We start from the raw sequence: 23693 nt of genomic DNA on the forward strand, positions 1-23693 counted from the left end.
TGCGCGGGCCGCCCGGCCCCTTCACTTCTTTCTCGCACCGCCACGAAAGGCACCACCATGAGCGTCACCGCCGAGATCACGAAGTTCACCGCGTACGGCCCGGACCGCTTCGCCGAGCACGTGCCGTTCGCCCGGCGCGGCTACCTGTTCACCGTCCCCGGCAGCGTCCCGGAGGACACCCCCGCGCACACCAACCTCCCCGACTGGGAGATGGCGGTCTACCGGACCCGCGGCGAATGGGAGGTCCGGGACGTCAACGGCGACCGCCGGGTCTGGGGCACCGGCCCCAGCAGGAGGGTCGCGGTCGGCCTCGCGCTCCTGGAGATCGCCAGGCAGCGCAAGATCCAGGCCGCAGAGATCGGACGACGCCGCGTCAACGTCCTCGGACTCGAGGAAGTCCCCCCGTACGAGATCGAGGTGACCAGCGAAGTCACGCTCGTCGTCACCCGGGAACGCGTCGGGCACTACGTCCGCCTGGCTGCCAGCGAAGACGGCAGGCCCGCCCGGTACGTCACGCGCGACCCGCACACCCGCGCCCTGTACGAGGTCGAGGCCGGTAACCACGTCAACCTCCAGACCCTCCGGGCCGGGCTGCTCCACATCCGCTGCACCTGCAACCCGGTCGTCGACGGCCGGTACGAGACCGAGAGCGATGCCCTGGCCGCCGTGCGGGAGTTGCTGAACACCTGGACGGTCTGCGGCGGCTCCCTCGACGCCCCCAGCCCCGACGACCAGCAGCCCGACGACGAGGACCAGGCCGACGCCGAGCCCGCCCCGGCCGCGCCCGAGCCCGCCGAGGCTGCGTCCGAGCACGAGCCCGCCCGGGACCGCAGCCGGGATCGGGTCTACGACGTCTTCGAGAACGCCTCCTACCAGGCCCAGCGCGCGCGGGACATGGTCCAGACCGCCGGGCTCGCCGTCATCGCGCAGCTCGTACGGGACGACCTGCCCACCGCGGTCGGCATCACGATCCGCCCGAGCGACCTCGCCCTCATCGCGGTCACCTCGAAGGACAGCACCCTGTGGACCGAAGGCGGCCCGGAACTCCAGTACACGACACGGCTGAACGCCAACGCCTTCCTCGCTGACACGCTGGCCTTCGGCCGGGACATGGACGTGCTCACCGACACCGGATGGCTGGAGCTCGGCTCCGACCTGTTCAGCGTGAAGTTCCCGCCCGCCCTGTAGCCCCCGGCTCCCTGTGAGGCCGCGATCGAACCCCTCGGTCGCGGCCTCACAGGCGTTCTCAGCCGGTCACCACCGCCTGAACATCACCCCTCAAGCACGGCAAACGCGCCGGTCACAGGCCCTCCCAGCGGCACCCCGGACGTAGATTCCCCGCCCCTCTCCCTCCCCCCGGAAGGCATCCCCATGGTCAGCATCGGGCAGATCGAGTTTCCCGGCTTCGCCCCGGAGGTCCCCGACCTCACCCGATACCGGTGGATCCTCGCCAACCTGTCCGGCGGCAAGGACAGTCAGGCGATGCTCGTCGAGCTGATGCGGCACGCCCGCGCGGCCGGCGTCGTGGACCGGATCGTCGTCGTCCACGCCGACCTCGGAGACGCCGAGTGGGAGGGCACCGCCGAGCTGGCCGCCGAGCACGCCGCGGTCTACGGCCTGCGGTTCGAGGTCGTCGCCCGCACCGGGGCTGGGCTCATCGACCGGATCGAGGAGCGCGGCATGTTCCCGAGCGCCGACAACCGATGGTGCACGTCCGACTTCAAACGGGGCCCGGTCCGGCGCCTGATGACCCGCCTGGTCCGGGAAGCCGAAGCCGAAGGGCACCCGGGCCGGGTGCACATCCTGAACGTCATGGGCCTGCGCGCGGACGAGTCCCCGGCCCGCAGGCGGCTCCTCTCCTTCTCCCACGACAGCGCGTACACATGCCCCTGCTCGTACTGCGCCCCGCGCCGGGCCATCGCCGACGACCACGAAGCGCGCGGCCTGCCCGTCCCGAAGCACGCGAAGACCGGGTGGGGCGCGTCGAACACCCTGCGCCACGTCGACACCTGGTTGCCGGTTCACACCTGGTCGACCAGCGACGTATGGGCGGCCGTTCGCCCCTCCGGGTTGCGCATCCACCCCGCCTACCAGGACGGGATGCCCCGGCTCTCCTGCGTGTTCTGCGTCCTCGCGTCCCGGTCGGCGCTCGTCCGCGCCGCCCAGCTCCGGCCCGAACTGGCCGCCCGATACGCCGCCCTGGAGGAGAGGATCGGGCACCGCTTCAAGGCCGACCTGTCCATGGCGGAGATCATCGCGGAGGCCGAGGCGTCGCCCGCTATCGCCGCGGTCGCCTGCTGGCAGGGGTAGGTCATCTCCCTCACCGCGCGTAGTCCCCGTCGGCGTGACCCGACGGGGACTACGCGCGGTCAGGCGAGCCCGGCGCGGACCGCCAGCACCATCAGCACGAACGCGATGTAGAGCGTCATCGAGGCGAGGAATGCCTTGAACCCGCGGCGGCACCGGTCCGACCAGTGGTTCGCGGAGGCGTCGGGGAGCGCGGCGGCGACCCCGCCGGCGACGACCGAGAGCAGCACGCCGACGGCGCAAACCAGAACCACGAGGGACCAAACGGCCATGACCTACCCAATCCCGGCAGAGGCCGTCACCACCCTGGCGACGCGCCGACCCACCGTGGCGCATAGTCTTACTACTCATAGGGGACTGTGTCTATCTCGACATAGGGGTAGGGCCTTCTTCGTATAGCTATGTAGAGTTGCGGTATGGGTGAACCGAGGATGACGATGCCCACTCGGGCCGTTCTCGCGGCGTTTATGGCGAGACCGGCGGACGAGCACTACGGGCTGGAAGTGAGCGAGGCCGCAGGGCTGGCCCCGGGGTCCATCTATCCGATCCTGATCCGGCTGGAGCGATGCGGGTGGTTGGAGAGCCGCTGGGAAGACATCGACAAGCACGCCGAGGGGCGGCCGGCGCGCCGCTACTACCGGCTGAGCGAAAAGGGTGCGCAGGCTGTGCCGCTGGCGCTCGACAAGGCGAAGGGTCGCAGGCGTTCGGGCGGCGCAACCCTCCGGCCCGAGGGCGGGCTCACGTGAACGCAACTCACGCCGGGTACAAGCTCCTCGGTTATCGAATGCGCTGTAGCCCGCGCCGCCGCCATCGTCGACCCATGACTGTCGTGGGCATCGTTGAGCACGCGGCGAGACAGAAGAAGGACATTGCGAAAGGCCCGTCCGCGCAGTTGATCTTCGCTTACTTTGATGAGGCATTAAATGGTGCGGCGAAGCGCCACGGTCGGCGGCCCACGGCCGCCGAGGCCTGCGCTGAGCTCCGCCGGAACTCCCGTATGCGCGGACTCAGCTCTGCGGGCTTCGAGTGGCTCGTGAAATGCAGGTTGCTCGACAGCGCCGAAGAGATGCGCGCGGCGGATCAGCGGCGTTCCGTGGAGCTTCGGGCCCATCGAGTCGCGCGGCGATATGTCAACCTTTCGCTCTGCTTCCTGCCTAGGGGGGAGCGGGAGCGCTACCGCCAGGAATGGGGGGCGGAGATGGCGACTCTGGCGCCGGTGGAGGCTGACCGGTTTGCTCGTGAGGTGCTGCGCATGGCCGTCAAATCCGGAACGTCTCTCCGCCTTCGCGAGCTTTTCGGCAAGCTGGTGACCTAGCTCTTCAATTCCATTACGGAGTGTTGCTGTAGAGTGCGTTGCGTGACCGGCTGCTCCAGCACAGCGGCGTAGCCGGACGCAGGCGTCAGTAGCGCAAACGCAGCGCGCCCACCTTCCGGGTGGGAGGTCCTGGTTCAAATCCGGGCTGACGCTCCACCATGAAGCCCCCGCACGGCCCGACGGCCGGCGGGGGCTTCGCCGTTCCCGGGCCCTGGCCTGCGACAACGCCCCGCGACGGACAGGTCACCTTGGGCTACTATCCCCGCCCGTCCGACCCCGGCCCACAAACCCCCTGGGAGCCGCCGCGATGTTCCATGGCTCGATCCCCTCCGATATGTGCCGCATCGTCAGAGAACACGTCTCGCTGTGGACGGACGTGACCGACGTCTACAACGTGTGCTGCGGCAACTTCACCGTAGAGAAGACCCTCGCGTCGGTGGGGAAGAAGCTCCACTCCTGCGACGTGCTGATGTACTCGACCGCGATCGGTCGGTACCTCGCCGGCGACCCCATGCCTCTCGTCCTCACGGAACCGGCCCTGGCCGAGTTCCCGTGGATCACCGAGGAGCACACCACCCCGGAGAAGCAGCTCGCGACGATGCTGCTGTGCACACGGCTTGCCCCGCTGATGGGGAAGAAGTCGAACCCGTACTGGGACAAAATGCGCCGGGCGTACGAGCAGCAGTGGCCCGACCTCCACGCGAAGACCATGACGAAGATCCTCGCCGCCGCAGAAGTCCTCAAGCTGGAGTCGTACGCCTGCGAGGACGCCCTGACGTGGGTCGACACGATCCCCGACGGTGCCGGCGTCGTCTCATACCCGCCGTTCCACGGTGCCGGTGCCGCGTTCGTCCGCGACTTCGCGAAGCTGGAGGAGATGTTCGAGTGGACTCCCCCCGAGTTCACGATCATGGAGGACGCGGAGCTTGAGTACCTGATCAACCGAATCACGGACCGGGAGCACTGGCTCCTCGGCACCAACGAAGAGGTCCCGGAACTGTCCGAGTTCCTCCGGGGGCGGACGCGGACGACGAACCGCGGCATCCCGATCTACGTGTACGCGAACTCCGGGCCGATGCGCCTGGTCGAACCGCGGCAGCGCACCGAGCCGTGGCCCGGTCCGCACCTCGCGGACGAGGAGATCGGCAGCGACATCACCCTGGCCGTCCTCACCGGAGGGCAGTTCGCGGCGCTCCGCTCGGCGTACATGAACGCCAACATCCGCCCCGGCAGTGAGAGCTTGGGCGTCGCTGTCCTCGTCGACCAGAAGCTCGTCGGCGTCTTCGCGTACTCGTGGGCGCCGACCCTGGGGAACTGGGGGGCGCACCTGCCGCAGCAGCCCACCGTCTACATGCTGTCCGACTTCCCGGTCAGCACCAGCCGGTACGCGAAGCTGTCGAAGCTCATCGTCATGGCCGCGATCAGTCGCGAGGCGCAGCTCCTCACCTGGCGGTACGGGCACCGCCGCTACCAGTCCCTCGCCACCACGGCGTTCACGAAGCGCCCCGTGTCGATGAAGTACCGCGGCGTGCTCCGCCTCCTCAAGCGTGATCAGAAGGACGTTCTCAAGGAGGACTGGGCGAAGGGCATCGACCCCACGGATTCGTACTACGCCCAGCAGTACCAGCTCCAGTACGGGGCCCCGTTTTCCGGCAGGCCGCTCGCTGACGTGCTCCGCGAGTGGAAGAAGCGCTACGGCAAGGACGTGAAAAAGTGAAGATCGACATCCAGACCGGCGACCCCCGTACCCTCAAGCTCCTCGACCTCAACGCGCGGTTCATGCGCCACGAGCAGTACCAGCAGCTCGTCTCGAACCTCCGCCGCGACGAAGCCCTCACGTCGACCCCGTTCGTCTGGCACGACGTGGAGACCGGCGACCGCATCGTCCTGTCCGGGAACCACCGCACCAAGGCCGCGATGGAGGCCGGGATCGAGGAGATCACCTGGCTGGAGACCAGCGACCCGCTCACCGGGTCCCAGCGCCTCGCGATCCAGCTGTCCCACAACAGCATCGCAGGGGAGGACGACCCGGCGATCCTCAAGACCCTGTACGAGCAGATCGACGACCTCGACCTCCGCCAGTACGCCGGCCTTGACGACGCCACCCTGGAACTCCTCGCCGAACTCGACAGCCCCAGCCTCGGCGAAGCCAACCTCACCTTCCAGACGCTGGCGATCGTGTTCCTCCCCGACGACCTCAAGGACGCCCAGGAGGTCATCAAGGACGCCCTCGCCCTCTCCGCCTCCGCCGACGCTGCATGGGTCGCCCAGCTCCGCCAGTACGACCAGACCATGGCCGCACTCGACCTCGCGTCCAAGAGCTACGACGTCACGAACGTCGCCACCGCCCTCGGCGTCATCCTCAAGGCGTTCACCGACAACGCCGCCCAGCTCACCGACGGCTGGCTCGACAAGGACACGGGCGAACCGCGCCACCACGGCATGGCCCCCCTCCTCACCCTCTTCCACACCGAGGCCATCCCCACCAAGGCCGCCGCCGTCGTAGAACGCGCCCTCCAACAGGCCGTCGCCAGGGGAGACGTCCCCTCCGAGCACCGCCACCGAATGCTGGAGCACTGGGCCCGCACCTACCTCGACACCCCCGCCGCGTAGCAACCCGGCACGTAGGGACCCCAACCCATGACGAACATCAAACCGATCAACCTCGCCCACGCCCTCGACCCCTGGGAACGCCAGCCCAAGGAGTCCCCCAAGCGCTACACACAGTTCTGCGACTACCGCGACCAGGGCCGCAAACGCACCCTGGCACGGTCTGCCGAGAGTCTGGCACTGGCCCCTGGCTACGTGCGCGAAGTTGCGGCGGCCTTCAAGTGGCGGGACAGGGTCGAGGCGTACGACCGGCAACAGGACCGGGAGTACGACGCGCTGTGGGTCGAGGAGCGGCGGAAAGCGGCCGAGCACGACGCGAAAATCCTCGGTGCGGCGGTGGGGAAGCTGGCCCAGCGGCTCGGCTCGCTGGACGCGAACAGTCTGACCAACGGTGACTTCATCAAGCTGATGGACGTGGCGATGCGGCATCGGCGTGCCCTGTTCGGGGACCCGGCGGCGACGATCGCGATCACCGGCCAGGGCGGAGGCCCGTTGGCGGTGCACCTGACGGAGTTCGCCGAGATGCCGCCGGAGCAGCGGCGGGTGAGGCTCGCTCACCTGACTGCGTCGGTCGACCGACGCCTGAGGGCGGTCAACGGGGAGGATGACGAAGACGAATACCTCGACGACTCGGGCCACGACGACGGTGAGGAAGGAGGCGACGGCTCATGACGGCCAGCCCGTTCGTCGACGAGCTGGAGCACCTGGACGACGTCGCGGTGTACGCGCGGCTCCAGGCTGCGCAGCGGGCGGTCGGGCAGGACCTCGTCCGGGACCCGGTCACTCTGGCCCGGGGGCTGGATGCGACGTACCGGACGCGCCCGCACCTGACCGTCATCAGCGAGGCACTGGTGGGGCTGGAGCGGGGTGACTACAACCGGCTGATGATCTTCACCCCGTCGCAGGTGGGGAAGTCGACGACGGTTGCGGAGTGGTTCCCGTTCTGGTGGCTGTGCCTCCACGGTGAGGACAGGGTGGCTGTCACCTCGTACTCGGATGACCTGGCGCTCAGGCGGGGAAAGATGATCCGCCGGTACATCGCCGAGCACGGCAGCGAGTACGGGTTGGACATCCTTGCGGGGTCGGGGGCGGCTCACGACTACGAACTGACGGCCGGTGGCGGTGTCCGCTCGGTGTCGATCGGGTCCGGCCTGACCGGGTTCGACGTGAACGTCCTGGTCGTCGACGACCCGCACAAGGACCGGGCTGATGCGGAGTCGCCGGCGTCACGGCAGCAGGTCCACGACTGGTGGTCGTCGGCGGCGACAAAGCGCCTCCAGCCGGACCGGAACGCCGTGGTGGGCATCCAGACGCGTTGGCATCCCGACGACTGGGCCGGACGCCGCCTCCAGGACGAGGGGCGGCTGGAGGAGGGCGGGCGGTGGAAGGTGGTCCATCTCCCCGCCATCGCGAACCCGTCGAAGTTCGGGCCGGACCCGCTCGGCCGAGAGGACGGTGACCCGCTGCCACACCCCAAGATCCCGACGAGGAACCGGCGGAAGCTGCTGGCGTGGTGGGCGGAGGTCAAGGCGACGTCGGACGTGAGGGACTGGCACGCCATGGCGCAGGGCGACCCGCAGCCGTCCGAAGGGGCGCTGGTGTCGAGGGATCTGCTGCGGATGATCCGCGACCCCGGCCTGTCCGTCGTACCGCAGAAGGTCGCCGTCGCGGTCGACCCGTCCGGTGGCGGCCGCGATACCGCAGGTGTGGTCGGGGGGTTCCTCGGTGACGACAAGCGGGTGTGGATCACCCACGACAGGTCTGCGGCGATGTCGTCGGCGGAGTGGTCCACCGCGGCCTGTCTCCTCGCGCACGAGACGAACGCCTCGGTGATCTACGTCGAGTGGAACTTTGGCCGGGACATGGCCGTCCTCGCCCTCCAGACGTCCTGGGACACCCTCCAGCGGGACGGGGTGATCCCGAACAACGTGCTGATGCCGCTGATCGATCCGGTGAGGGCAAAGCAGGGGAAGTTGTTGCGCGCGGCGCCGGTGGCCCAGCAGATGGTCCAGGACCGGGTCCGGTTGCGCGGCGCGTTCACGGATCTCGAAAACGAGTGGGCGACGTGGCAGGACACCGACCCGGACAGTCCGGGCCGGATCGACGCCTCGGTGATCCTCGTGTACGGACTGATCCCCGAAGCGAACAAGGGCGCGATCGTCCATGCGCCGAAGCCGACGGCACCGACCACAGGTAGCCTCGGCCGCCCGTCGTCGCAGGCGGCCGGCCTGTACGGGCGGCGGATCGGGAAATAGGTCAGCTGCCGAGGACGGCGCACGGCACGAACAACTTGCCGCCGCCCGCGCACCGGTCGTCTTCGGGGTGGCGGAACAGGATGTGCATGCCGTCGTCGTCCTCGTGCACGGTGGCCACGAGGCCGGTGTCCGAGGTACGGAGGGCGGCGAGTAGCTCGTCACGGTTCACGGGCCGATCCTAAGCGGGGGATAACCGAGGTACGCGTCAAAGGGTTGAAGCCCTGATCCGCTCGGATCTACGTGGGCGACGTGCATATCGCCCCAGGAAGCGGGCCAGCATCGGCCTCTGGCTGCCTCAAGTGACCCGAGGGCGTATATGGCGTGAACCTGCCCCGTGCAGCCCTTGAGTGGCTACCGTGGACAGATACGGCTAGACGCGTACTGCCGATCACCGCCGCCCCGGCGCCCACGCCGCACGGGACACAGTCGGTCAAGGTCTCTCGGGGCCCGCGAGTTCAGCAACTGCTCTGTCCTGGATCGGCCCCGACGTACATACGGCCGGCGGGAGCGTGGGAGACCGCTGAGTCTGGAGTACGCATGTCGCCGAAGAAGCAGTCGACCGCCTCGAAGCGCGCCCGCCTCGCCGCGCGCCAGGGCGAGAAGTTCACCGAAGCTCTGCGCAACACCGAACCCGCCAGCCCCGCCCCGGCCTCGCCGGAGTGGGACGACCTGGTCGTGGCCGCCCTGTCCGGCGTCGTCGCCGAGCACGGCATCGTGCCCGTGTCGGTGGTCTGGGATGAGGCCGTCCGGCACTCGATGGTCCAGCGCGACGACGGCGTCCGGTGGGGCGTGACCGAGCCCGCCGCCGACGGCGTCGTCATCCGCGAGGTACGCGACTGCACCGGGGTGATGGCCAAGGGCACGCGGGTGCCCGTGCCGCACCGCCTGGACGACGGGCGGGTGGAGGTCGCGGCCCTGTGGCCCGTGGTCTGGCACTCGAACCGGGAGCCCTACTGGCGCTACGTCCACAACGGCTGGTCGGTGGAACAGCCGGGCGACTTTCCCGGCGGACTCGGCCCGGTGTGCCCCAGCCCTGACCTGCCGTACGAGGTGCGGGTCTACACCGTGCCGGACGGCATCCTGGGTGAGGACCACTTCGGCGGCTCCCCGAGCTGGTGGACGCGGGCCTGGTGCGACCGTCTCGACAAGGCGGTCCTCCTGGCGGACACAGCGGTCGCCCACCGGCTGAGGACGCCGGAGCGTCCCGCCGGCGGCGACTGCGGCGATCTGCGGGCCGAGGTCTGGAAGCACTCCACCACCGACCGGTGGGGCACCCTGCCCGAACGGCTCCACGGGGCCGACGCCGATCCGGACCGGCCGGTGGTGCCCCGCCTGCCGTACGACACCTGGCCCCCGGGCCGCCCCGCCTCGACCGAGCCGACCCCAGAGCCGGACTGGTTCCCGGACGAGCAGCACCCGCCGACCTACGACCTGCGAGTCTGGTCCGAGACCGACGGCCGCTGGACGACGCTCGGCTGGTTCGACGGCGGCCGCAACTCGACGGGCCTCGCCGCCACCCTGCTGCGCGTAGGCACCGGCGGCCCGTACACCTTCGCCGAGACCTGGGGCCCGCACCACCCGGACACCTGGCGGCACGACTGGACGCAGGAAGGCCGGGCCCTGGCGGGCTGCCACCCCGAGGAGCCGTACGCAGAGCGGTCCGCCCGCCACGTCGAGCGGCGCCGCCAGAAGGAGCAGGTCCTGGCGGCCGCGCTCGCCGCCCGCAGCCGCGGCACGCTCACCGCCGAGCAGGCCGCCGCCCGGCTGGCGAAAGGCGGGCAGAAGTACCGCGACTTCCTGCACATCGGGATGGTCTGCATCATGGACGCCCTCAACGAGATGCGCCTGGCCGCCGCCGAGGGCAGCGAGGAGCGGATGCAGGCGCGTACGGCACTGGACGCCCTGGAGGAACTTCACCGGGTCGACGACTGGGTCATCGAGCTGACCACCGCGCACATGACGTCCGCCCAGCGGCGCGACACGGACTCCCCGGACACGTCACAGCGGTGGCGGATGCGGGCGTTGCAGGAGTACCTGACCCCCGGCCCGTCGGTTGACGGGGTGCCCGGCCTGTCCGCCTGACGGCCGGTCCGCCGGGGCTGCGCCGCACGGTTGGCCCCGGCGGACCAGCCGCCCCTGCCCTACGACTCCCTGACGACCAGACAGGACGATCCACGTGCCCCACCCCGAAGAAGACTTGGCCCTCGTGAAGTTCACGGGCGGCCCGACGATCACCGTGTACGGCCCCGAGCTCCACCGTCCCGCACTCCCGGCGAGCGGCGGTCCGGGCTACGCGGAGTTCAGCGGCTACATCTGGGCCGGGCTGCCCGAACTGCCCGACATCCCCTGGCCCACCGCCTCCGCCCGGATCGAGCAGCCGGGCACCGCACCATACGAAGTGACGGGCGCCGACGTCGACGTCAGCTGCTCCGGGCGCCGTATGGACTACCTCAAACTGATCTGGCGGACGCCGGCGGGCGAACTCGATCTCCCGGTCGATGATGTAGTCGCGGGATAGGCCCCGCCTCTTCCAGGTGGCGGGGCAGCCGTCCGGCTGGCTGTGCCCGTTCGACCACCGAAGCACGGCGCCGCGACCGGCAGCCGATCCGAGAGGCCGCGAGACAGGGGCTGTACGTGAGAAGCTGCGACCATGCCCCTTCTCGACGGCGAGCAGTTCCTCCGAGCCCACCTGGACGCCAACCCGGACGCCCACCATGCTGCGCTCCACGACCCCGAGTACGCGGCCAGCGTGCACCACCTCCAGACGACCCTCGACCGCCTCGGCCACGCCTTGGCCGCCGAGGGCATCACGGACGAGGACCAGGCCCGCCGGATCGGGGCCCGGCTCGCCACCGACCTCCTCGGCACCGACGAGTCGAACGCACGGATGGAGTCCCGCGCCCGGCTCGTCAGGGACCTCTACGACAAGGGCGTGGTCCATATGCCGGTGCCCGTCGACCTGCTGGGCCGCCCGTCGTGAGCGGACTCCTCCCACCGCACCGGCAGTAGGGCTTCCCGGCCGTGCCGCGCGCCGACATCGAATGGCAGATGGCCCGCGCCAACGTGCGCAGCGTCGTCGGGGACGACCTGGACGCGGTCGCGCACCGGGCCGGCCTGACCACCGCGGAGGCCCTTGACCTCCTCGCGGCGGCCCCCCGGCGGCTCCTGGCGAAGACCCCTTCGGAAGCATTCACCCAGACCGAACGGACTCTGCCGTGATCGTCACCGGCGTCGCCGCCGTCCTCGACCAGCCCATGCGCAACCGTCCTGTCACCTTCACCCGGCCCCGCCCGTACCTCACCGCCCCGGGCGCGCCCGTCATCCGCGATGGCAAGCAGGTCGGCGAGGTACTCCGAGCCTGGGTCGACGGGCACCTGGTCCACTGGGAAGGGCTGCTGATGCGGCCCGTCCTCGGTTGGACGGATACCCCGGGCGACGACGCCCTGATCCCGGAGTGCGAGCCCCCGCTGCCCGACCTCGTCGCCGGAGGCCGGCTCGTCGGGCTCACCGACCTCGTCCGCGCGCAGATGACGTACCAGTCCACCGGCACCATCGTGTCGAACTGGTCGATCGCCGGGGTGACGCTCCTGCCGTACGGCACTCGCCCGTGGCTAGACCTGTACCTCGCCCCCGCCCCGTAGACCCCGGGCGCCGTGGCGCGATCCGGTCGCAGGCTGTGAACTGTCCGGGAGGATCCCCGGATGGACATTGAACTGGCCGTCGCGCTCGTCGGTACAGGCGGCGCACTCCTCGGCGCGATCATCGGCGGAGCCGCCGCCCTGGCCGCCGCGAAGCAGGGTTACAAGGGTGCACTGGAGGCCGCAGCCCGCAGCGCCCAGCACGAGGCTCACAAAGCGTTCCTCGACGCCGCAGAGAGCTACTATGCACCGGCCGAGAAGGCGGTGCGCCCCGCCCGCCAACTGATTCAGGCGCACATCGACTCGCTGGGCTACGACCCCTCAGACCTGTCGAATGAAGACCGGGCACGGCTCCGGTTGCTGGTCGCCGCAGTCGGCCGTCCGGACCCGATCAGGGCCGCAGTCCGGACCGTCCGGCAAGCTGGCCCGCCCCCCGTCCACCAAGCCGCCCGGGGGGGTCCTCGAAAAGGCCGCCAACGTCACGAACGTCCTCAACGAGCTCGAAGCCGACGACCCCGAAGACCACCAGTCAGCCCTACTGCACCCATCGGCGCCCTACGATGCGGTCCGCGATCTGAGAGCTGCCATGGACGCATTCGCCGACGCAGCAGGCAAACACGGCGGGCACAAGAGAGCCCTCACCGCGTAGTGCCTCGCGCCCCCGGGAATCAGCCGACGCTCCGTACGGGCCACCGTGCCGCGTCCCGTCCGCAGCGCCTCGAAGACGGCTGGCAGGCGTCTGGCAGGCTGACCTCATGGCAGAGATCGAAATTCCGGACACCCTCATTGACCTGGAGCGCGCCGCCTGGGCCGAACTGCAGGAGGGGCGGCTCACCGTAGAGACGGCCGCAGCCGTGCAGCAGGCCATCAGCGAGCACGCCGCTGCCACTCCCGGCCTGTCCCGGTACGAGCTGGAGAAGGAGCTCAAGCGCCGGGTGAGACACCCGGAGGACTCATGACCTGTAGCAGATCGGACCAGCGGTTACGGGGCTTCCTCCTGGCCCTCGTCGAGGGCCAGGAGGTCCATAGCGAGGGCCAGGTAGTCGCCGTCCGTACGCGGGTGTGAGGTCGTTGTGTCCCAGAGCTGGAGGACGGCGGCCATGCGGTCGGCCACGGGCGGGGTGTCGCGCGGACCGGTGCTCCCGGTCGGATGCTCGTGCTCGTCGTCGGGGATCATGCTGGCACCGTAGCCGCGCATATGTCGCAGTTACGTCGCACACCGGGGGCATGGCTACAGCTTGGCGACCCAGCCGGTTACCGGGGGCCGCTCCCCGGCCTCCCGCACGTAGCCGATGACGTCGTCGAGACGGTCAGACTCCTCGTCCTGCGCGTCCAGGTGGAGCCGGTCGGCCAGCATCCCGAGCGCCGGGATCGTGGCGTAGGTGATCTCCCCAGTGGCGTACAGGCGGCTGATGTGGCCGCCGTCGCGGTGTGGGCGCAGGATCTCGCGTACGGCGGTGTCGTTGATGTCGGTCACGCTGCCACGATAGAGAACCGGGCCATGCTTGCTGGGCAGTTCGGTCACACTGGCAACGTGAAACTGCCCCGCGTGGAGTGCCCGAAGTGCCGACGGCCCACGGCCGTCGCCCCCATGGCCGGATCTCTCACGAAGGGCCGCCTGTGGCGGCACGACGACGCGAACGCCCGCCACGAACCCGGCGGGTCCCTCGTGTCCTGCTCGGATTCCCTCAGCACCGTCGACCTGCCGGAGATCGGCCGCCAGATGGTGTTCGACCTTGGCGTCCCGGACCCGGACACGGCACCCGAGCCGGAACCCCTGGAGACCGACGTCCTGTTCTGACCCCACCCCGCGAAGTGATCAGAGACCGGGCCTGAGCTGGGAGAACCACTCCGGGAAGTGATCACTGGGTTGGTCTATCATCCGCCGCTGCACTCAGCCGGATGATCTGCCATCGGGGTTCCCATGATCAATCTCGTAGAACTCGCCGTCCTCGCGTGCGCCGGATACCGGGGGACGCAGCTCCTCGTCCATGACTCGATCCTCGACCTGGTGCGCGACCGGGTCGAGGGCTGGTTCGGGAAGCGGCCCGAGTCCAAGGCCCGCGAGATGGTCGTGACGCTGATCTCCTGCGTCTACTGCACCGGCTGGTGGGTATCCGGCGCAGTCCTCGCCACGTACCTACTCGCAACCGACCGGTGGCACGACGCCCCACTCCTGGTCCACGGCCTGGAGTGGCTGGCCGTCGCCGGCGCCGCAGTCGCGATCAACCGCTGGGACGACTCCCTCAAGGACCACTGATGGCGCAACCCGGCCGCACGCTGACGGCCGCCGCGTCCCGGTACACCAGCCGGAAGATCCGAGGCGGAAAAGAGCACAAGACCCAGGGCTGGCAACTCAGGGCGTACGACATGTACCACCAGGTCCCCGAGGTCCGGTTCGCTGCCACCTGGATCGGTAGCGCGATGGCGGGTGCCCGCCTGTATGCGGGCACCCGCGACGACGACGGGTCGATCGACCAGGCACCGAAAGGGCACCGCGCCGCCGAGATCGTCGAACAGATCGCTGGCGGCAGCGACGGCCAGGGCAACATGCTCTCCGCCTTCGGGAAGCACCTGACGATCCCCGGCGAAGGGTGGATCGTCGTCCGCCCTAACAGTGAGGTGCTGTCGCCGTACGCCCCCGAGGACGGGCACGACTGGCGTGTCCTGTCCGTGAGGGAGGTCAAGCAGCAGGCCGGAAAGCTCGTCGCGGAGATCGATGGCGAGGACATCCCCATCGAGGAGGGCGACCCCGACGCCCTCGACACCGAGGGAGCCGTAGCGCTCCGCGTGTGGGAACCGGACCCCGAGCGCGCCATCGAGGCGGACAGCCCCGTGCGGTCGTCCCTGGACCTGCTGGAGGAACTGCTGCTCCTCAACTCCGCCGTGAAGGCCATCGCCCGGTCCCGGCTCACCGGGCGGGGGCTGCTCCTTATCCCCAAGGGCACGCGTTTCCCGACGAGCGGCGCGGCCGACGGCGCCGAGGACGATCTACTTGAGGTCTTCATGACGATCGCGGAGACCGCGATCCGTGACCCCGAGTCCGCCGCGGCGACCGTCCCGATCATCCTGGAGGTCCCCGCCGAGGCCATCGCCGACTTCAAGCACCTGTCGTTCGAGTCGACCTTCGACGAACTGGCGCTGAAACTCCGCGAGGAGGCTGTGCGCCGGTTCGCGGTCGGTCTGGATGTCCCCGCCGAGATCCTCCTCGGCCTGGGTGACGTCAACCACTGGGGCCAGTGGGCGCTCACCAGCGAGGCGATCCGTCTCGGGATCGAGCCGAAGCTCCGGACGCTGTGCCACGCCCTCACCCAGCAGTGGTTACGCCCACTCCTCGAAGCGGAGGGCATCGAGGACTGGCACCGTTGGCTCGTCTGGTTCGACACCTCCCCGCTCCGTGTCCGTACGAACAGGTCGGAGACCGCCTTGCAGGCACACGACAGGGGCGTGATCAGCGACGACGCTCTCCGCCGCGAGACAGGGTTCGACGACTCCGACGCCCCCTCGGAGCAGGAGATCGCCGACCGCAACAGCAGGAAGCAGCCCGCAGGCGAAGGCGCCGACCAGGCCGACGAGACGCCGCCGCCGAAGGTGGACCTGCCGGTCGACGAGAGCGAAGCACCGCCGGAAACGCTGCCCGCCTCGGCAGCCGGCCCCGCGGCACGCACCGGACTGCTGGATGCCGCCGACGTCCTGATCTGGAGCGCGCTCACCGCGGCCGGTAAGACCCTGAGGAACACCCCCGCCTGCCCGCGCTCCGAACGGGCCCGGTACCGGGACGTCGACCCAGCGACGATGCACACGCTGCTCCCGGTCGACTTCGACTCGACGACCAGGTGGCGGCTCCTCGACGGGGCGTGGGCCCGGGTCCCCGAGATCGCCCGCCGCCACCAGGTCGACCCGGAGTGCCTGACCGCGTCCCTCGACGACTACGTACGCGGCCTGATCGCCGCCGGGATCGGCCACGACTACGACCTGGTGTCCTCCGTCCTCGCCCCGTGCCTCGGGCTCGCCGCGTGAACCGGCCCCGCGGCCCTCAAGCCGCCCCCGTACACCGCTCGCCGTGGACGGCGTTCGTGCTCCACACCGACACCCCGGAAACCGGCTGGTGCACGGTCTGCAAGGCATGGACGCTCCTCACCGCCTGTCTGCTGCTCCTGACCCCTGACGGGGTGTCGGCGCTCGGTGCCCGCACCTGGTGCGAGGTGTGCGACGACCCCGACGTCCCGCTCCCTCCGAGGAGGATCGACCGTGCCTGACGACGGAGTGGTTCCGCTGGGGCACATTCGCGCCTCGCACCGGGTCCTGGGCTGGTGCTCGCTCTGCCCTGCGCACGATGCGCTGGACGAGCTGCTCGCCTGGCGCGACGACGCGTACACGGACCCGGCCGACGAGGCGAACCCGCCCATGGCCATCACCACCACGTACGGGGACTGCCGGGCGTGCGGTGCGGAGGAAACCGTCGTCACGTCCGTGGTGACCGTCCGGACCCGTACCGGGCGTCGCCAGGCCACCCAGTGGACGTACTGCCTGTACTGCGACGACGTTCCCAAGGAGGCTGCTGATGGGCAAGCGTGACGACCAGCTCGACCAGGAGGAAGCCGACTTCGGCCAGCTCGTCGCCCAGGTCCTCGTGGAGACGGCCGATCAGTTCGCCGCGTCCGTCGCCGACGCGACCGAGCTGGTCGCCGCGAGGTTCAGCGTCGGTCGGCTCGCCCGTATGTGGGGCAACCGCACCCGGAGCCTCGTGCGGCGGCTCTTGGGGACCGCCGAGACCGCCGCGGTGGCCGCAGCCGAGGACACCGGCACCACCCTCCCGGACGGGTGGGACGACCTGCCCGGCCGGTACGACGACGGGACCCTCCCCGACGGCATCGGCCAGTACGTCACCACGACGGAGCATCTGCTCCGGGCGGTCGGTGACCGGCTCGCCGACGCAGCCCGGAGGGAACTCGCCACCGGTGTCGAGGCCGGAGAGGGCATCGACCAGCTGCGGGACCGGCTGCGGGCGGCGTTCGCCCGGGACGGGGCGCAGCTCGGCCCCGGACGGGAGCAGCGGGTCGCACAGACCGAGGCGTCCCGGGCGTGGAACACCGCGACCTTTGCCGCCGCGCGGGCGGTGACAGGCCCGGACCGGCCCCTCGTGAAGCAGTGGGTCACCCGGCACGACGCGAAGGTCCGCGCCAGTCACAAGGCTGTCGACGGGCAACTCCAGTTCCTCAACGAGCCGTTCAGCGTCGCCGGGGTCTTGATGCAGACCCCCGGCGACCCGACAGCGCCAGCCGCGCAGGTCTGCAAGTGCCGGTGCCGCCTCGCAGTCGCCCCCGCAGAGCAGGGCGCCGCCTTCGAAGCGAAGACAGCAGTGCGCATTGACGTCTTGGAATCTGAGGAGAAGCGCGTGAACGATGCCCATGCCCCGTCCCTGACGGCCGCCGGAGGGCATACCGGCGCGATGATCGCGCTCGTCCCGTCCGTCGAAGACGCCGAGCGCCTGGCGCTCAGCGCCCCAGGTGCCGAGCCGGCCGACGAGCTGCACCTGACCCTCTTCTACCTCGGCGAGGGTGCCGACTGGCCGGAGGAGTACCGGACCGACCTGGTCGACAGCCTGCGCTCCCGGCTGAAGGATGGCTTTGACCGGCCGATCGCCGGGCGGGCCTTCGGCGCCAATCAGTGGAACGCGGACCGCGACGAACCGTGCTGGGTGTGGGCTGTGGGCGATGACCCGGACGTCGAGGGCCCGCCGCTGGAGTCCGCCCGCCTGGCCGCCATCTACGCGCTGGAGAACACGAGCCGTCAGCTGGCCCTCCCGGCCCAGCACAGCCCGTGGCAGGCGCACGTGAGCGCCGCGTACTCCAGCAGCCCGTCCCTGCTGACCGCGATGAACGAGCGGCTCGGCCCGATCACCTTCGACCGGGTCCGGGTCGCGTTCGCCGGCCAGTACACGGACATCCCGCTCGGCCCCGCCCCGCAGGAGGAACCGATGCCCACCGACGCCGAGGCGTTGAGCCCGCTGGAACCGCGCGCCTGGCACACCCCGGGCGACACGGCCCTGGTGTACGAGAACCTGGAGACCGGCGACGGCCGCGTGTTCCGGCCCGGGGCCCTGTACTGGGGTGCGGGCCCGTGGCCGCTCCAGTACGCCGACGAGATGCTCGGCGCCCACCAGGGAGCCGAACTGGCTGGCGCGATCCTCACCCTCGACCGCGACGGCGACCGTATCCCCGGCACCGGCGTCCTCTACCCGAGCCGCCCCGCCGGGGCCGACGCCCTGACCCTGCTGGAGGAGAAAGCCCCGCTCGGCGTCAGCGTCGACCTGGATGACGTGTCCGTGGAGTTCGTGAATCGGATTGTCACCGACGACGGCGCGGAGGAAGAGGGGGTGGTGATCCTCGCGGCTGCACTGCCGCACGCTTCCGTGCTGCGCCTCGGTGACGGCTCGTACTCCCTCACCGCGTCCTCGACGTCCGAGTGGATTTCTGCAGGGGCGTCGCTCTCCCAGACGGGGGCGCACGGGCGCATCCTCACCGGACCCGGCGGCCGGGTCGAGGCAGGCGCGGTGACCCGAGCCCTGACCCACCTCGGGCTGACGTCGACCGGTGCTCTGGTGACGGCGGCGGCCGGCGACCCCGACGACGAGGAGAACGGCACCGTCGTGCACCGCGAGTCGTCCGGCGACCTGCTGATGCGGGTGACCCGGGCGCGGGTGCGGGGCGCGACGCTCGTAGCGATGCCCGCGTACGACACCGCCCGCATCGTCCTCGTCGACGACCCGAACCCGGACCTGGCGGCCAGCAGCGACGACCAGGGCGACGAGGACCTGGCGGCCGGGGGCGGACCGTCCGCCGCTCACCTCCAGGTCGTGGCGTTCGTGAAGTCGTCCGCCGCACCGGTCGGTGCCCGCACCGTGTCCCGGGCGCTCGGCATGAAGATGGCGACCGCCCGAGGTCACCTGGCCCGTGCGGCGAAAGCCGGGCGGATCGTGCGGCTCGCCCCCGGCCTGTACGTCGGCCCCCAGCCCAAGAGCGATGAGGAACTGGAGGCGTCCGCGTCCGGCCAGCTCGACCTCCCGGTCGATGACGACCGCGACCGGCCATGGGACGGCGACGAGGCCAAGGCCCGCCTCCTGGAGCAGGCGACGCAGGACGGCACCGTGGACCCGGACCGGCTCGGTGCCGGGTTCCTGTGGCGCGACGACGACGCCGACCCCGCCACGGCCGGGGCGTACAAGCTGCCGTTCGCCGACGTCATCGGCGGGGAGCTGCGGACCGTCGCCGCCGGGGTGTACGCCGTCGCCGCGGCGCTCCAGGGAGCCCGGGGCGGTGTCGACATCCCCGAGGCGGATCTGGACGCGGTGAAGGAGCGGGTGGAGGCCCTGTACGGGCGGCTCGCGGACACCTTCGACGACCCGTCGATCATCCCGCCGTGGATGGACGACGACGGCGACCGCGACGGCGAAGACGACGATGGAGAGGAGACGGCGGCCATGAAGTCGCTCGTCGCGTCGGCGTGGGCCGCGATGCAGGATCTTCCGCCGATGCCCGCCGATTGGTTCCGCGAGCCGACCCCCGAGGAGTTGCCGACCGACTCCGGCGGCGTCCACTACGCGAACGGCCGCGTCTACGGGTGGGTGGCTCAACGCGGCGTGCCCCACGCTGCCTACCCCGGACGCAATCTGACGATCGAGAAGCTCGCCCGGGAAGGACTGGACTTCAGCCACTTCCTGCGGGCGCGGTTCCAGCTCGACGACGGCAGCTCCGTCAAGGTCGGCGCGATGACGATGAACGTCGGCCACGACGGAGACGGCGCGCAGTGCGACACCGCGGTGTGCCAGTTCGACAACTCCGGCACGGTCGGTGCGATCGTGACCGTCGGCATGAGCCGGGGCGGCCTCTGGTTCTCCGGCGCCGGGGCTCCCTGGCTGTCCGCCTGGGACCAGACGGTGTTCCGGGCGTGCCAGCCGAGCTATCACCTGCGAGGCAAGCGCGGTGGCGGCTGGGAACTCCGCGCCGTCCTCGACGTGCCCGTACCCGGGCACTCCTCGCCGCTCGTTGCGGCCGTGATCCAGCGGTCGAACCTCGCCCTGGCGGCGTCCGCCGCCGTCGTCGAGGACATGGAGGCCAGGCTCCGGACACTGTCCGGACAGGTCTCGGACACGGCCCCGGACACGTCCGGACAGGACGTGGACGCCGCCCCGTTCACCGCCGCTGAACTGCCCGGACATCGTCCGGACAGTGGTCCGGGCACGGCCCGGACAGTGCCCGGACAGCGTCCGCCGGTAAGCACCGAGGCCGACTCGCTCGCCTTGGCGCTCGTGTCCAGCGACACGTTCATCGACGGCCTCCTGGCGGCCATGGACCGCCGCCAGGAGCAGCGCGAAACCCTCGCCCGCGAGGAGACGGCGCGCCTCGCCGCGTCCGTCATCGCGCCCGCCCGAGCTGGCCTCACCACCGGCAAGACCACCCCCGTCATGGAAGGAGCAGTCTGATGGGCTGCGCTTGCGCGAAGAACCGCCAGAAGTTCGAGGTCGTCACCGAAGGGGGCGCTGGGAAGGTCGTATTCGGCCCGTCATCGGAAGCGACGTGCAAGGCCGTGTCCGGCCGGTACCCGGGCAGCATCGTCCGGGAAAAGGGTGCCGTCTCCAACACGAAGGCGGCCACGAAGTAGGCCCGGTGGGGCCCGCTTGGCGGGTCCACCCTCGGCCGGATCCGACGGGCAGCCACCACCCCCCATTCAACCCCCGAGTTGACATCCGATCAACCCTTGGGTTGAATGGGGGGTGGGTAGTCAACGACCGAGGGAAAGAAGGTCAGGTATGGGCGTGTTTCCTGCTTCCGAAACGGTGCCGGCGGTGTTGCGGCATGCCGAGGAACGGCGGGCGCAGCAGCGGCAGGCGGAGGCCGATCGGCGCGCTGTCGCGCTGGAGCGGTACGTCGGCGCGGTCGGCGGTCAGGCCGAGGCTGCGGAAGGGCTCGGGGTCAGCGTCCAGGCCGTTTCCAAGTCACTGGTCGCGGCGCGGCGTCGGGAGACGGGCGAGCCGCCGCTGGCCGGGCTTCTGGAGCTGGACCTGCTCAAGTGCGGGGCGCAAGTGCCGTCGATGCAGGAGTGGCGGGAGCTGGACCCCGGGCACCGGCGCGACGCGGCGGTGCGGGGTGCGCTGGTCTGGGGCGCTCTGGCCAGCACGCTGGGGCGGTTGCAGCGCGAAACCTTTGCAGCCGCCGAGTTCATCGCCGGGGTACACACCGGCCACCTCGACCCCGAGTTTCCCGAAGACGCGGCGGAACAGCCCTCCCTCGTGAGCGACGAGGACACGTTGGCCGCCGCGGAGGGGGGCGACCGGTCCCACGCGCTGACGTACGTGCTCAGCGATCTGGCGAGCACCCTGGAAAGCCGCGTACACGCCGCATGGCGGGCCCGGGACTGGTGGCAGGGGCAGGCCGATCAGCTCAACGAACTGACCGAGGACTGACACGACCGGCCGAATGTGAAATGAGTGAGATGGCCGATTCTTTGTGGCGAGAGGCCACAAGAACGATGAACCGCGCCGGTGTCGGCGCTCTGTATGAGCACCGCACCGATCACACGCAAGTCGTTGTGGTCGAGATCCACGAACCGACGGGCTACGTGCGGTGGCGACGGGCGAGCGGCCCCGGCTGGGGCGACCGCCACCGAAACCTGAAATGCGAGGACTTCCTGCGGGTATACAGGCTGAAAGAAACCGGCCGATGAGTGGCGAGAGGAACGGCACGGACGCCCGCGAAGTCCAGATGGCCCCGCACGTTCGAACCGCGAAGCGAGGCGAAGCGCCCGCTAAGATGCCACCCACGTAGTGCGACTGCTGGTTATGGGCCGGGTCTCCATCCATCTGGAGATCCGTCCATGGACTTCGAGCTTCCCGAAGACATCACTGCCCTCGACGACGACCAGCTCGCTGACGCTCTCGCCGGGGCCATCGCCGCGTTCGATGCGGGGTCTCGCGCCGAGACCATCACCACGAAAGATCTTGAGGGCCTGCGCTCCCTGAGCGACGGGGTCAAGGCGATCCGGGACGAGCAGACCGCCCGCCAGCAGGCCGCTGAGCAGGCCGCCGCCGAGATCGACGCCCTCGCCGCTTCCGTACGCGGTGACAGCATGGACGACACCACGGACACGGTGGCCCAGGTCGAGGAGACCGCGTCTGCCGAGCCCGAGCCGACCCCCGAGCCGGAGACCCCCGCGGTCACCGCGTCCGGCCGTCGCCCCGCGCTGAACCTGGCGTCCGTGCGCCGCCGGATGCCCCGCGTGCTGCCCCCGGACCCGAACCCGCGCCCCGAGATCACCGCTTCGGTCGACGTCCCCGGCTACTCGCCCGGACAGGCCCTCGACATGGAGGGCGTCACCGAGGGCATCATCCGCCGCGCGAACGCGCTCAAGACCGCCGGTGGCGGCGTCGGACTCACCGCCAGCTACCGGCTCCCCTTCCAGCCGGAGCTGATCGTCAACGACTCCAGCTCGGGCACCGAGGGCACCCGGGCGGTCGTCCTCGCCGGCGACCAGGCGCGGCTCAACGGCGGCGACCTGGTCGCGTCCGGCGGATGGTGCGCCCCGTCCGAGACCGTCTACGAGCTGACCGGGATGTCCTGCCCCGAGATGCTGTGGGACCTCCCGGAGATCCAGCTCGCCCGCGGTGGCCTGCGGTACTTCCCGATGCCGTCCCTCGACGTCGCGTCGATGACGTTCGTGCACACCGAGGCCGACGACATCAGCGGCGCCACCAAGGCTTGCTTCAAGATTCCGTGCCCGGACCCGGTGGAGGTGCGGTGTGAGGCGATCGGGGCGTGCCTGGAGGCCGGCATTCTGACGCAGCGCCACTTCCCGGAACTGGTGGCGTACTACCAGTCCCTTGCGATGGTCGCGCACGAGATCCGCATGAAGCAGGAGTTGTTCACGCAGGCCGTCGCCGCGTCGACCCCGGTCACGATCGCGGCCACGTTCGGCGCGTTCAGCGCCATGTTCGGGGCCGTCGCGCTCCAGGCCGCCGATATGACCGAGAAGCTGTCGCTCTGCGCGAACATCCAGGTGGAGGTCGTCTTCCCCTGGTGGTCGAAGAATCTCTTCTTGGCCGACATCGCCCGGCAGAACGGCGTCTCGGTCAGCGACATCGACGTGCAGAGCGTCGTCGCCGCGTTCGCCCAGCTCGGCATCAGCATCCAGTGGGCCCGCGGCCTGAACCCGGCCGTCCCGGACTCGATCGGCGGGCCCGACCCGGCGACCGCGTGGCCAGCCAGCATCCCCTTCCTGATCTACCCGGCCGGAACGTTCGAGGCCGGGCGCGGCGGCGAAATCTCGCTGGGCGTCATCCACGACAGCAGCAAGTTCCAGACGAACGACTACACCGCCTTGTTCACCGAGGAGTGCAGCGCGCTGATCGCCCGGAACGCGGAGGCGCGAGTCGTGACCGTGCCCGTCTGCGCGGACGGCCGTACCGGCCAGCAGCTCGGTATCGACTGCCCCATCGCCTGACCTGCCCCCTTCACACCCCGCATCGTGCCGGGGCCCGGCGACCTGACCCGGGCCCCGGTGCCCCATTTT

Annotated in this window: 28 protein-coding genes and 1 tRNA gene; 25 read left to right on the top strand and 4 right to left on the bottom strand. The window is 70.3% G+C overall.

Going from position 1 to position 23693, the window contains the following annotated elements; all coding sequences use genetic code 11:
* Positions 1–57: 57 nt before the first annotated feature.
* On the top strand, positions 58–1188 hold the full coding sequence (locus A6A29_RS33995) for a hypothetical protein (protein WP_073726212.1): 1131 nt from the start codon (positions 58–60) through the stop codon (positions 1186–1188).
* Between the two features lie 183 nt (positions 1189–1371).
* A complete protein-coding gene (locus A6A29_RS34000) occupies positions 1372–2310 on the top strand; it encodes a phosphoadenosine phosphosulfate reductase domain-containing protein (RefSeq protein ID WP_073726214.1) in 939 nt (312 codons plus the stop codon).
* 59 nt (positions 2311–2369) lie between these two features.
* Here A6A29_RS34000 and A6A29_RS34005 read toward each other — a convergent pair whose 3' ends face one another.
* The gene (locus A6A29_RS34005; RefSeq protein ID WP_073726216.1) at positions 2370–2579 is read right to left on the bottom strand and encodes a hypothetical protein; all 210 of its coding nucleotides are present in this window, start codon (positions 2577–2579) and stop codon (positions 2370–2372) included.
* A 144-nt stretch (positions 2580–2723) separates the two neighbouring features.
* Between A6A29_RS34005 and A6A29_RS34010 the strand changes: the two genes are divergently transcribed.
* The 7 genes from A6A29_RS34010 (at position 2724) to A6A29_RS34040 (ending at position 8487) form a co-directional block, all read left to right on the top strand.
* Positions 2724–3053: a PadR family transcriptional regulator gene (locus A6A29_RS34010; RefSeq protein ID WP_198953468.1), complete on the top strand. Its 330-nt coding sequence runs from the start codon at positions 2724–2726 to the stop codon at positions 3051–3053.
* 74 nt (positions 3054–3127) lie between these two features.
* Entirely contained in the window at positions 3128–3622 is a 495-nt protein-coding gene (locus A6A29_RS34015; RefSeq protein ID WP_143197129.1) for a hypothetical protein, read from the top strand.
* 82 nt (positions 3623–3704) lie between these two features.
* Positions 3705–3778 (top strand) — tRNA-Gly (locus tag A6A29_RS34020).
* 151 nt (positions 3779–3929) lie between these two features.
* Positions 3930–5339 carry a putative antirestriction adenine methyltransferase gene (locus tag A6A29_RS34025; protein WP_073726222.1) on the top strand — a complete coding sequence of 470 codons (1410 nt, stop codon included), beginning with the start codon at positions 3930–3932 and terminating at the stop codon, positions 5337–5339.
* Positions 5336–6235 (top strand): hypothetical protein, encoded by a 900-nt coding sequence (locus tag A6A29_RS34030; RefSeq protein WP_079183143.1) that lies wholly within the window; start codon positions 5336–5338, stop codon positions 6233–6235. The genes A6A29_RS34025 and A6A29_RS34030 overlap by 4 nt, the downstream gene beginning before the upstream one ends.
* Before the next feature lie 27 nt (positions 6236–6262).
* Positions 6263–6904: a hypothetical protein gene (locus tag A6A29_RS34035; RefSeq protein WP_073726224.1), complete on the top strand. Its 642-nt coding sequence runs from the start codon at positions 6263–6265 to the stop codon at positions 6902–6904.
* Complete coding sequence (locus A6A29_RS34040; protein WP_073726226.1) at positions 6901–8487, top strand: hypothetical protein; 1587 nt, start codon at positions 6901–6903, stop codon at positions 8485–8487. The genes A6A29_RS34035 and A6A29_RS34040 overlap by 4 nt, the downstream gene beginning before the upstream one ends.
* A 1-nt stretch (position 8488) precedes the next feature.
* Here the strand turns inward: A6A29_RS34040 and A6A29_RS45570 are convergent, their stop codons facing one another.
* Positions 8489–8656: a hypothetical protein gene (locus A6A29_RS45570; RefSeq protein WP_158074497.1), complete on the bottom strand. Its 168-nt coding sequence runs from the start codon at positions 8654–8656 to the stop codon at positions 8489–8491.
* Positions 8657–9024: 368 nt separating this feature from the next.
* On the opposite strand from A6A29_RS45570, the gene A6A29_RS34045 reads away from it, so the two are divergent.
* From A6A29_RS34045 to A6A29_RS34075, 6 genes are all read left to right on the top strand, one after another.
* Positions 9025–10569: a hypothetical protein gene (locus A6A29_RS34045; protein WP_073726228.1), complete on the top strand. Its 1545-nt coding sequence runs from the start codon at positions 9025–9027 to the stop codon at positions 10567–10569.
* A 94-nt stretch (positions 10570–10663) separates the two neighbouring features.
* On the top strand, positions 10664–11005 hold the full coding sequence (locus A6A29_RS34050) for a hypothetical protein (protein WP_073726230.1): 342 nt from the start codon (positions 10664–10666) through the stop codon (positions 11003–11005).
* Between the two features lie 132 nt (positions 11006–11137).
* Positions 11138–11467 (top strand): hypothetical protein, encoded by a 330-nt coding sequence (locus A6A29_RS34055; RefSeq protein ID WP_073726233.1) that lies wholly within the window; start codon positions 11138–11140, stop codon positions 11465–11467.
* 41 nt (positions 11468–11508) lie between these two features.
* Positions 11509–11706, top strand: coding sequence for a hypothetical protein (locus tag A6A29_RS45075; RefSeq protein WP_143197131.1), 198 nt, complete (start codon positions 11509–11511; stop codon positions 11704–11706).
* Entirely contained in the window at positions 11703–12128 is a 426-nt protein-coding gene (locus tag A6A29_RS34060) for a hypothetical protein (RefSeq protein ID WP_073726235.1), read from the top strand. The genes A6A29_RS45075 and A6A29_RS34060 overlap by 4 nt, the downstream gene beginning before the upstream one ends.
* Positions 12129–12880: 752 nt before the next feature.
* Entirely contained in the window at positions 12881–13084 is a 204-nt protein-coding gene (locus tag A6A29_RS34075; protein WP_073726241.1) for a hypothetical protein, read from the top strand.
* Positions 13085–13107: 23 nt separating this feature from the next.
* Here A6A29_RS34075 and A6A29_RS34080 read toward each other — a convergent pair whose 3' ends face one another.
* Entirely contained in the window at positions 13108–13302 is a 195-nt protein-coding gene (locus A6A29_RS34080; protein WP_143197132.1) for a hypothetical protein, read from the bottom strand.
* Positions 13303–13356: 54 nt separating this feature from the next.
* Positions 13357–13602, bottom strand: coding sequence for a hypothetical protein (locus tag A6A29_RS34085; protein WP_143197133.1), 246 nt, complete (start codon positions 13600–13602; stop codon positions 13357–13359).
* 57 nt (positions 13603–13659) lie between these two features.
* Between A6A29_RS34085 and A6A29_RS34090 the strand changes: the two genes are divergently transcribed.
* The 10 genes from A6A29_RS34090 to A6A29_RS34135 all read left to right on the top strand — a co-directional run bounded on the left by A6A29_RS34090 (position 13660) and on the right by A6A29_RS34135 (position 23624).
* Complete coding sequence (locus tag A6A29_RS34090; RefSeq protein ID WP_143197134.1) at positions 13660–13926, top strand: hypothetical protein; 267 nt, start codon at positions 13660–13662, stop codon at positions 13924–13926.
* Positions 13927–14049: 123 nt separating this feature from the next.
* Positions 14050–14385 (top strand): DUF1360 domain-containing protein, encoded by a 336-nt coding sequence (locus A6A29_RS34095; RefSeq protein ID WP_073726270.1) that lies wholly within the window; start codon positions 14050–14052, stop codon positions 14383–14385.
* Entirely contained in the window at positions 14385–16145 is a 1761-nt protein-coding gene (locus A6A29_RS34100) for a hypothetical protein (RefSeq protein ID WP_073726272.1), read from the top strand. The genes A6A29_RS34095 and A6A29_RS34100 overlap by 1 nt, the downstream gene beginning before the upstream one ends.
* Positions 16146–16201: 56 nt before the next feature.
* The gene (locus tag A6A29_RS34105) at positions 16202–16384 is read left to right on the top strand and encodes a hypothetical protein (protein WP_073726274.1); all 183 of its coding nucleotides are present in this window, start codon (positions 16202–16204) and stop codon (positions 16382–16384) included.
* Positions 16377–16703, top strand: a complete 327-nt coding sequence (locus A6A29_RS34110; RefSeq protein ID WP_073726276.1) for a hypothetical protein — start codon at positions 16377–16379, stop codon at positions 16701–16703. The genes A6A29_RS34105 and A6A29_RS34110 overlap by 8 nt, the downstream gene beginning before the upstream one ends.
* Positions 16690–20610, top strand: coding sequence for a phage minor head protein (locus tag A6A29_RS34115; protein ID WP_073726278.1), 3921 nt, complete (start codon positions 16690–16692; stop codon positions 20608–20610). The genes A6A29_RS34110 and A6A29_RS34115 overlap by 14 nt, the downstream gene beginning before the upstream one ends.
* A complete protein-coding gene (locus A6A29_RS34120) occupies positions 20610–20789 on the top strand; it encodes a hypothetical protein (RefSeq protein ID WP_073726280.1) in 180 nt (59 codons plus the stop codon). The genes A6A29_RS34115 and A6A29_RS34120 overlap by 1 nt, the downstream gene beginning before the upstream one ends.
* Before the next feature lie 148 nt (positions 20790–20937).
* Positions 20938–21591 carry a hypothetical protein gene (locus A6A29_RS34125; RefSeq protein ID WP_073726282.1) on the top strand — a complete coding sequence of 218 codons (654 nt, stop codon included), beginning with the start codon at positions 20938–20940 and terminating at the stop codon, positions 21589–21591.
* Positions 21592–21620: 29 nt separating this feature from the next.
* Positions 21621–21851: a hypothetical protein gene (locus tag A6A29_RS34130; RefSeq protein ID WP_143197135.1), complete on the top strand. Its 231-nt coding sequence runs from the start codon at positions 21621–21623 to the stop codon at positions 21849–21851.
* A 150-nt stretch (positions 21852–22001) separates the two neighbouring features.
* The gene (locus A6A29_RS34135; RefSeq protein WP_073726286.1) at positions 22002–23624 is read left to right on the top strand and encodes a major capsid protein; all 1623 of its coding nucleotides are present in this window, start codon (positions 22002–22004) and stop codon (positions 23622–23624) included.
* Positions 23625–23693 lie beyond the last annotated feature (69 nt).

Origin of the sequence: Streptomyces sp. TSRI0281 (genome assembly GCF_001905125.1) — a bacterium.
Lineage (GTDB): Bacteria > Actinomycetota > Actinomycetes > Streptomycetales > Streptomycetaceae > Streptomyces.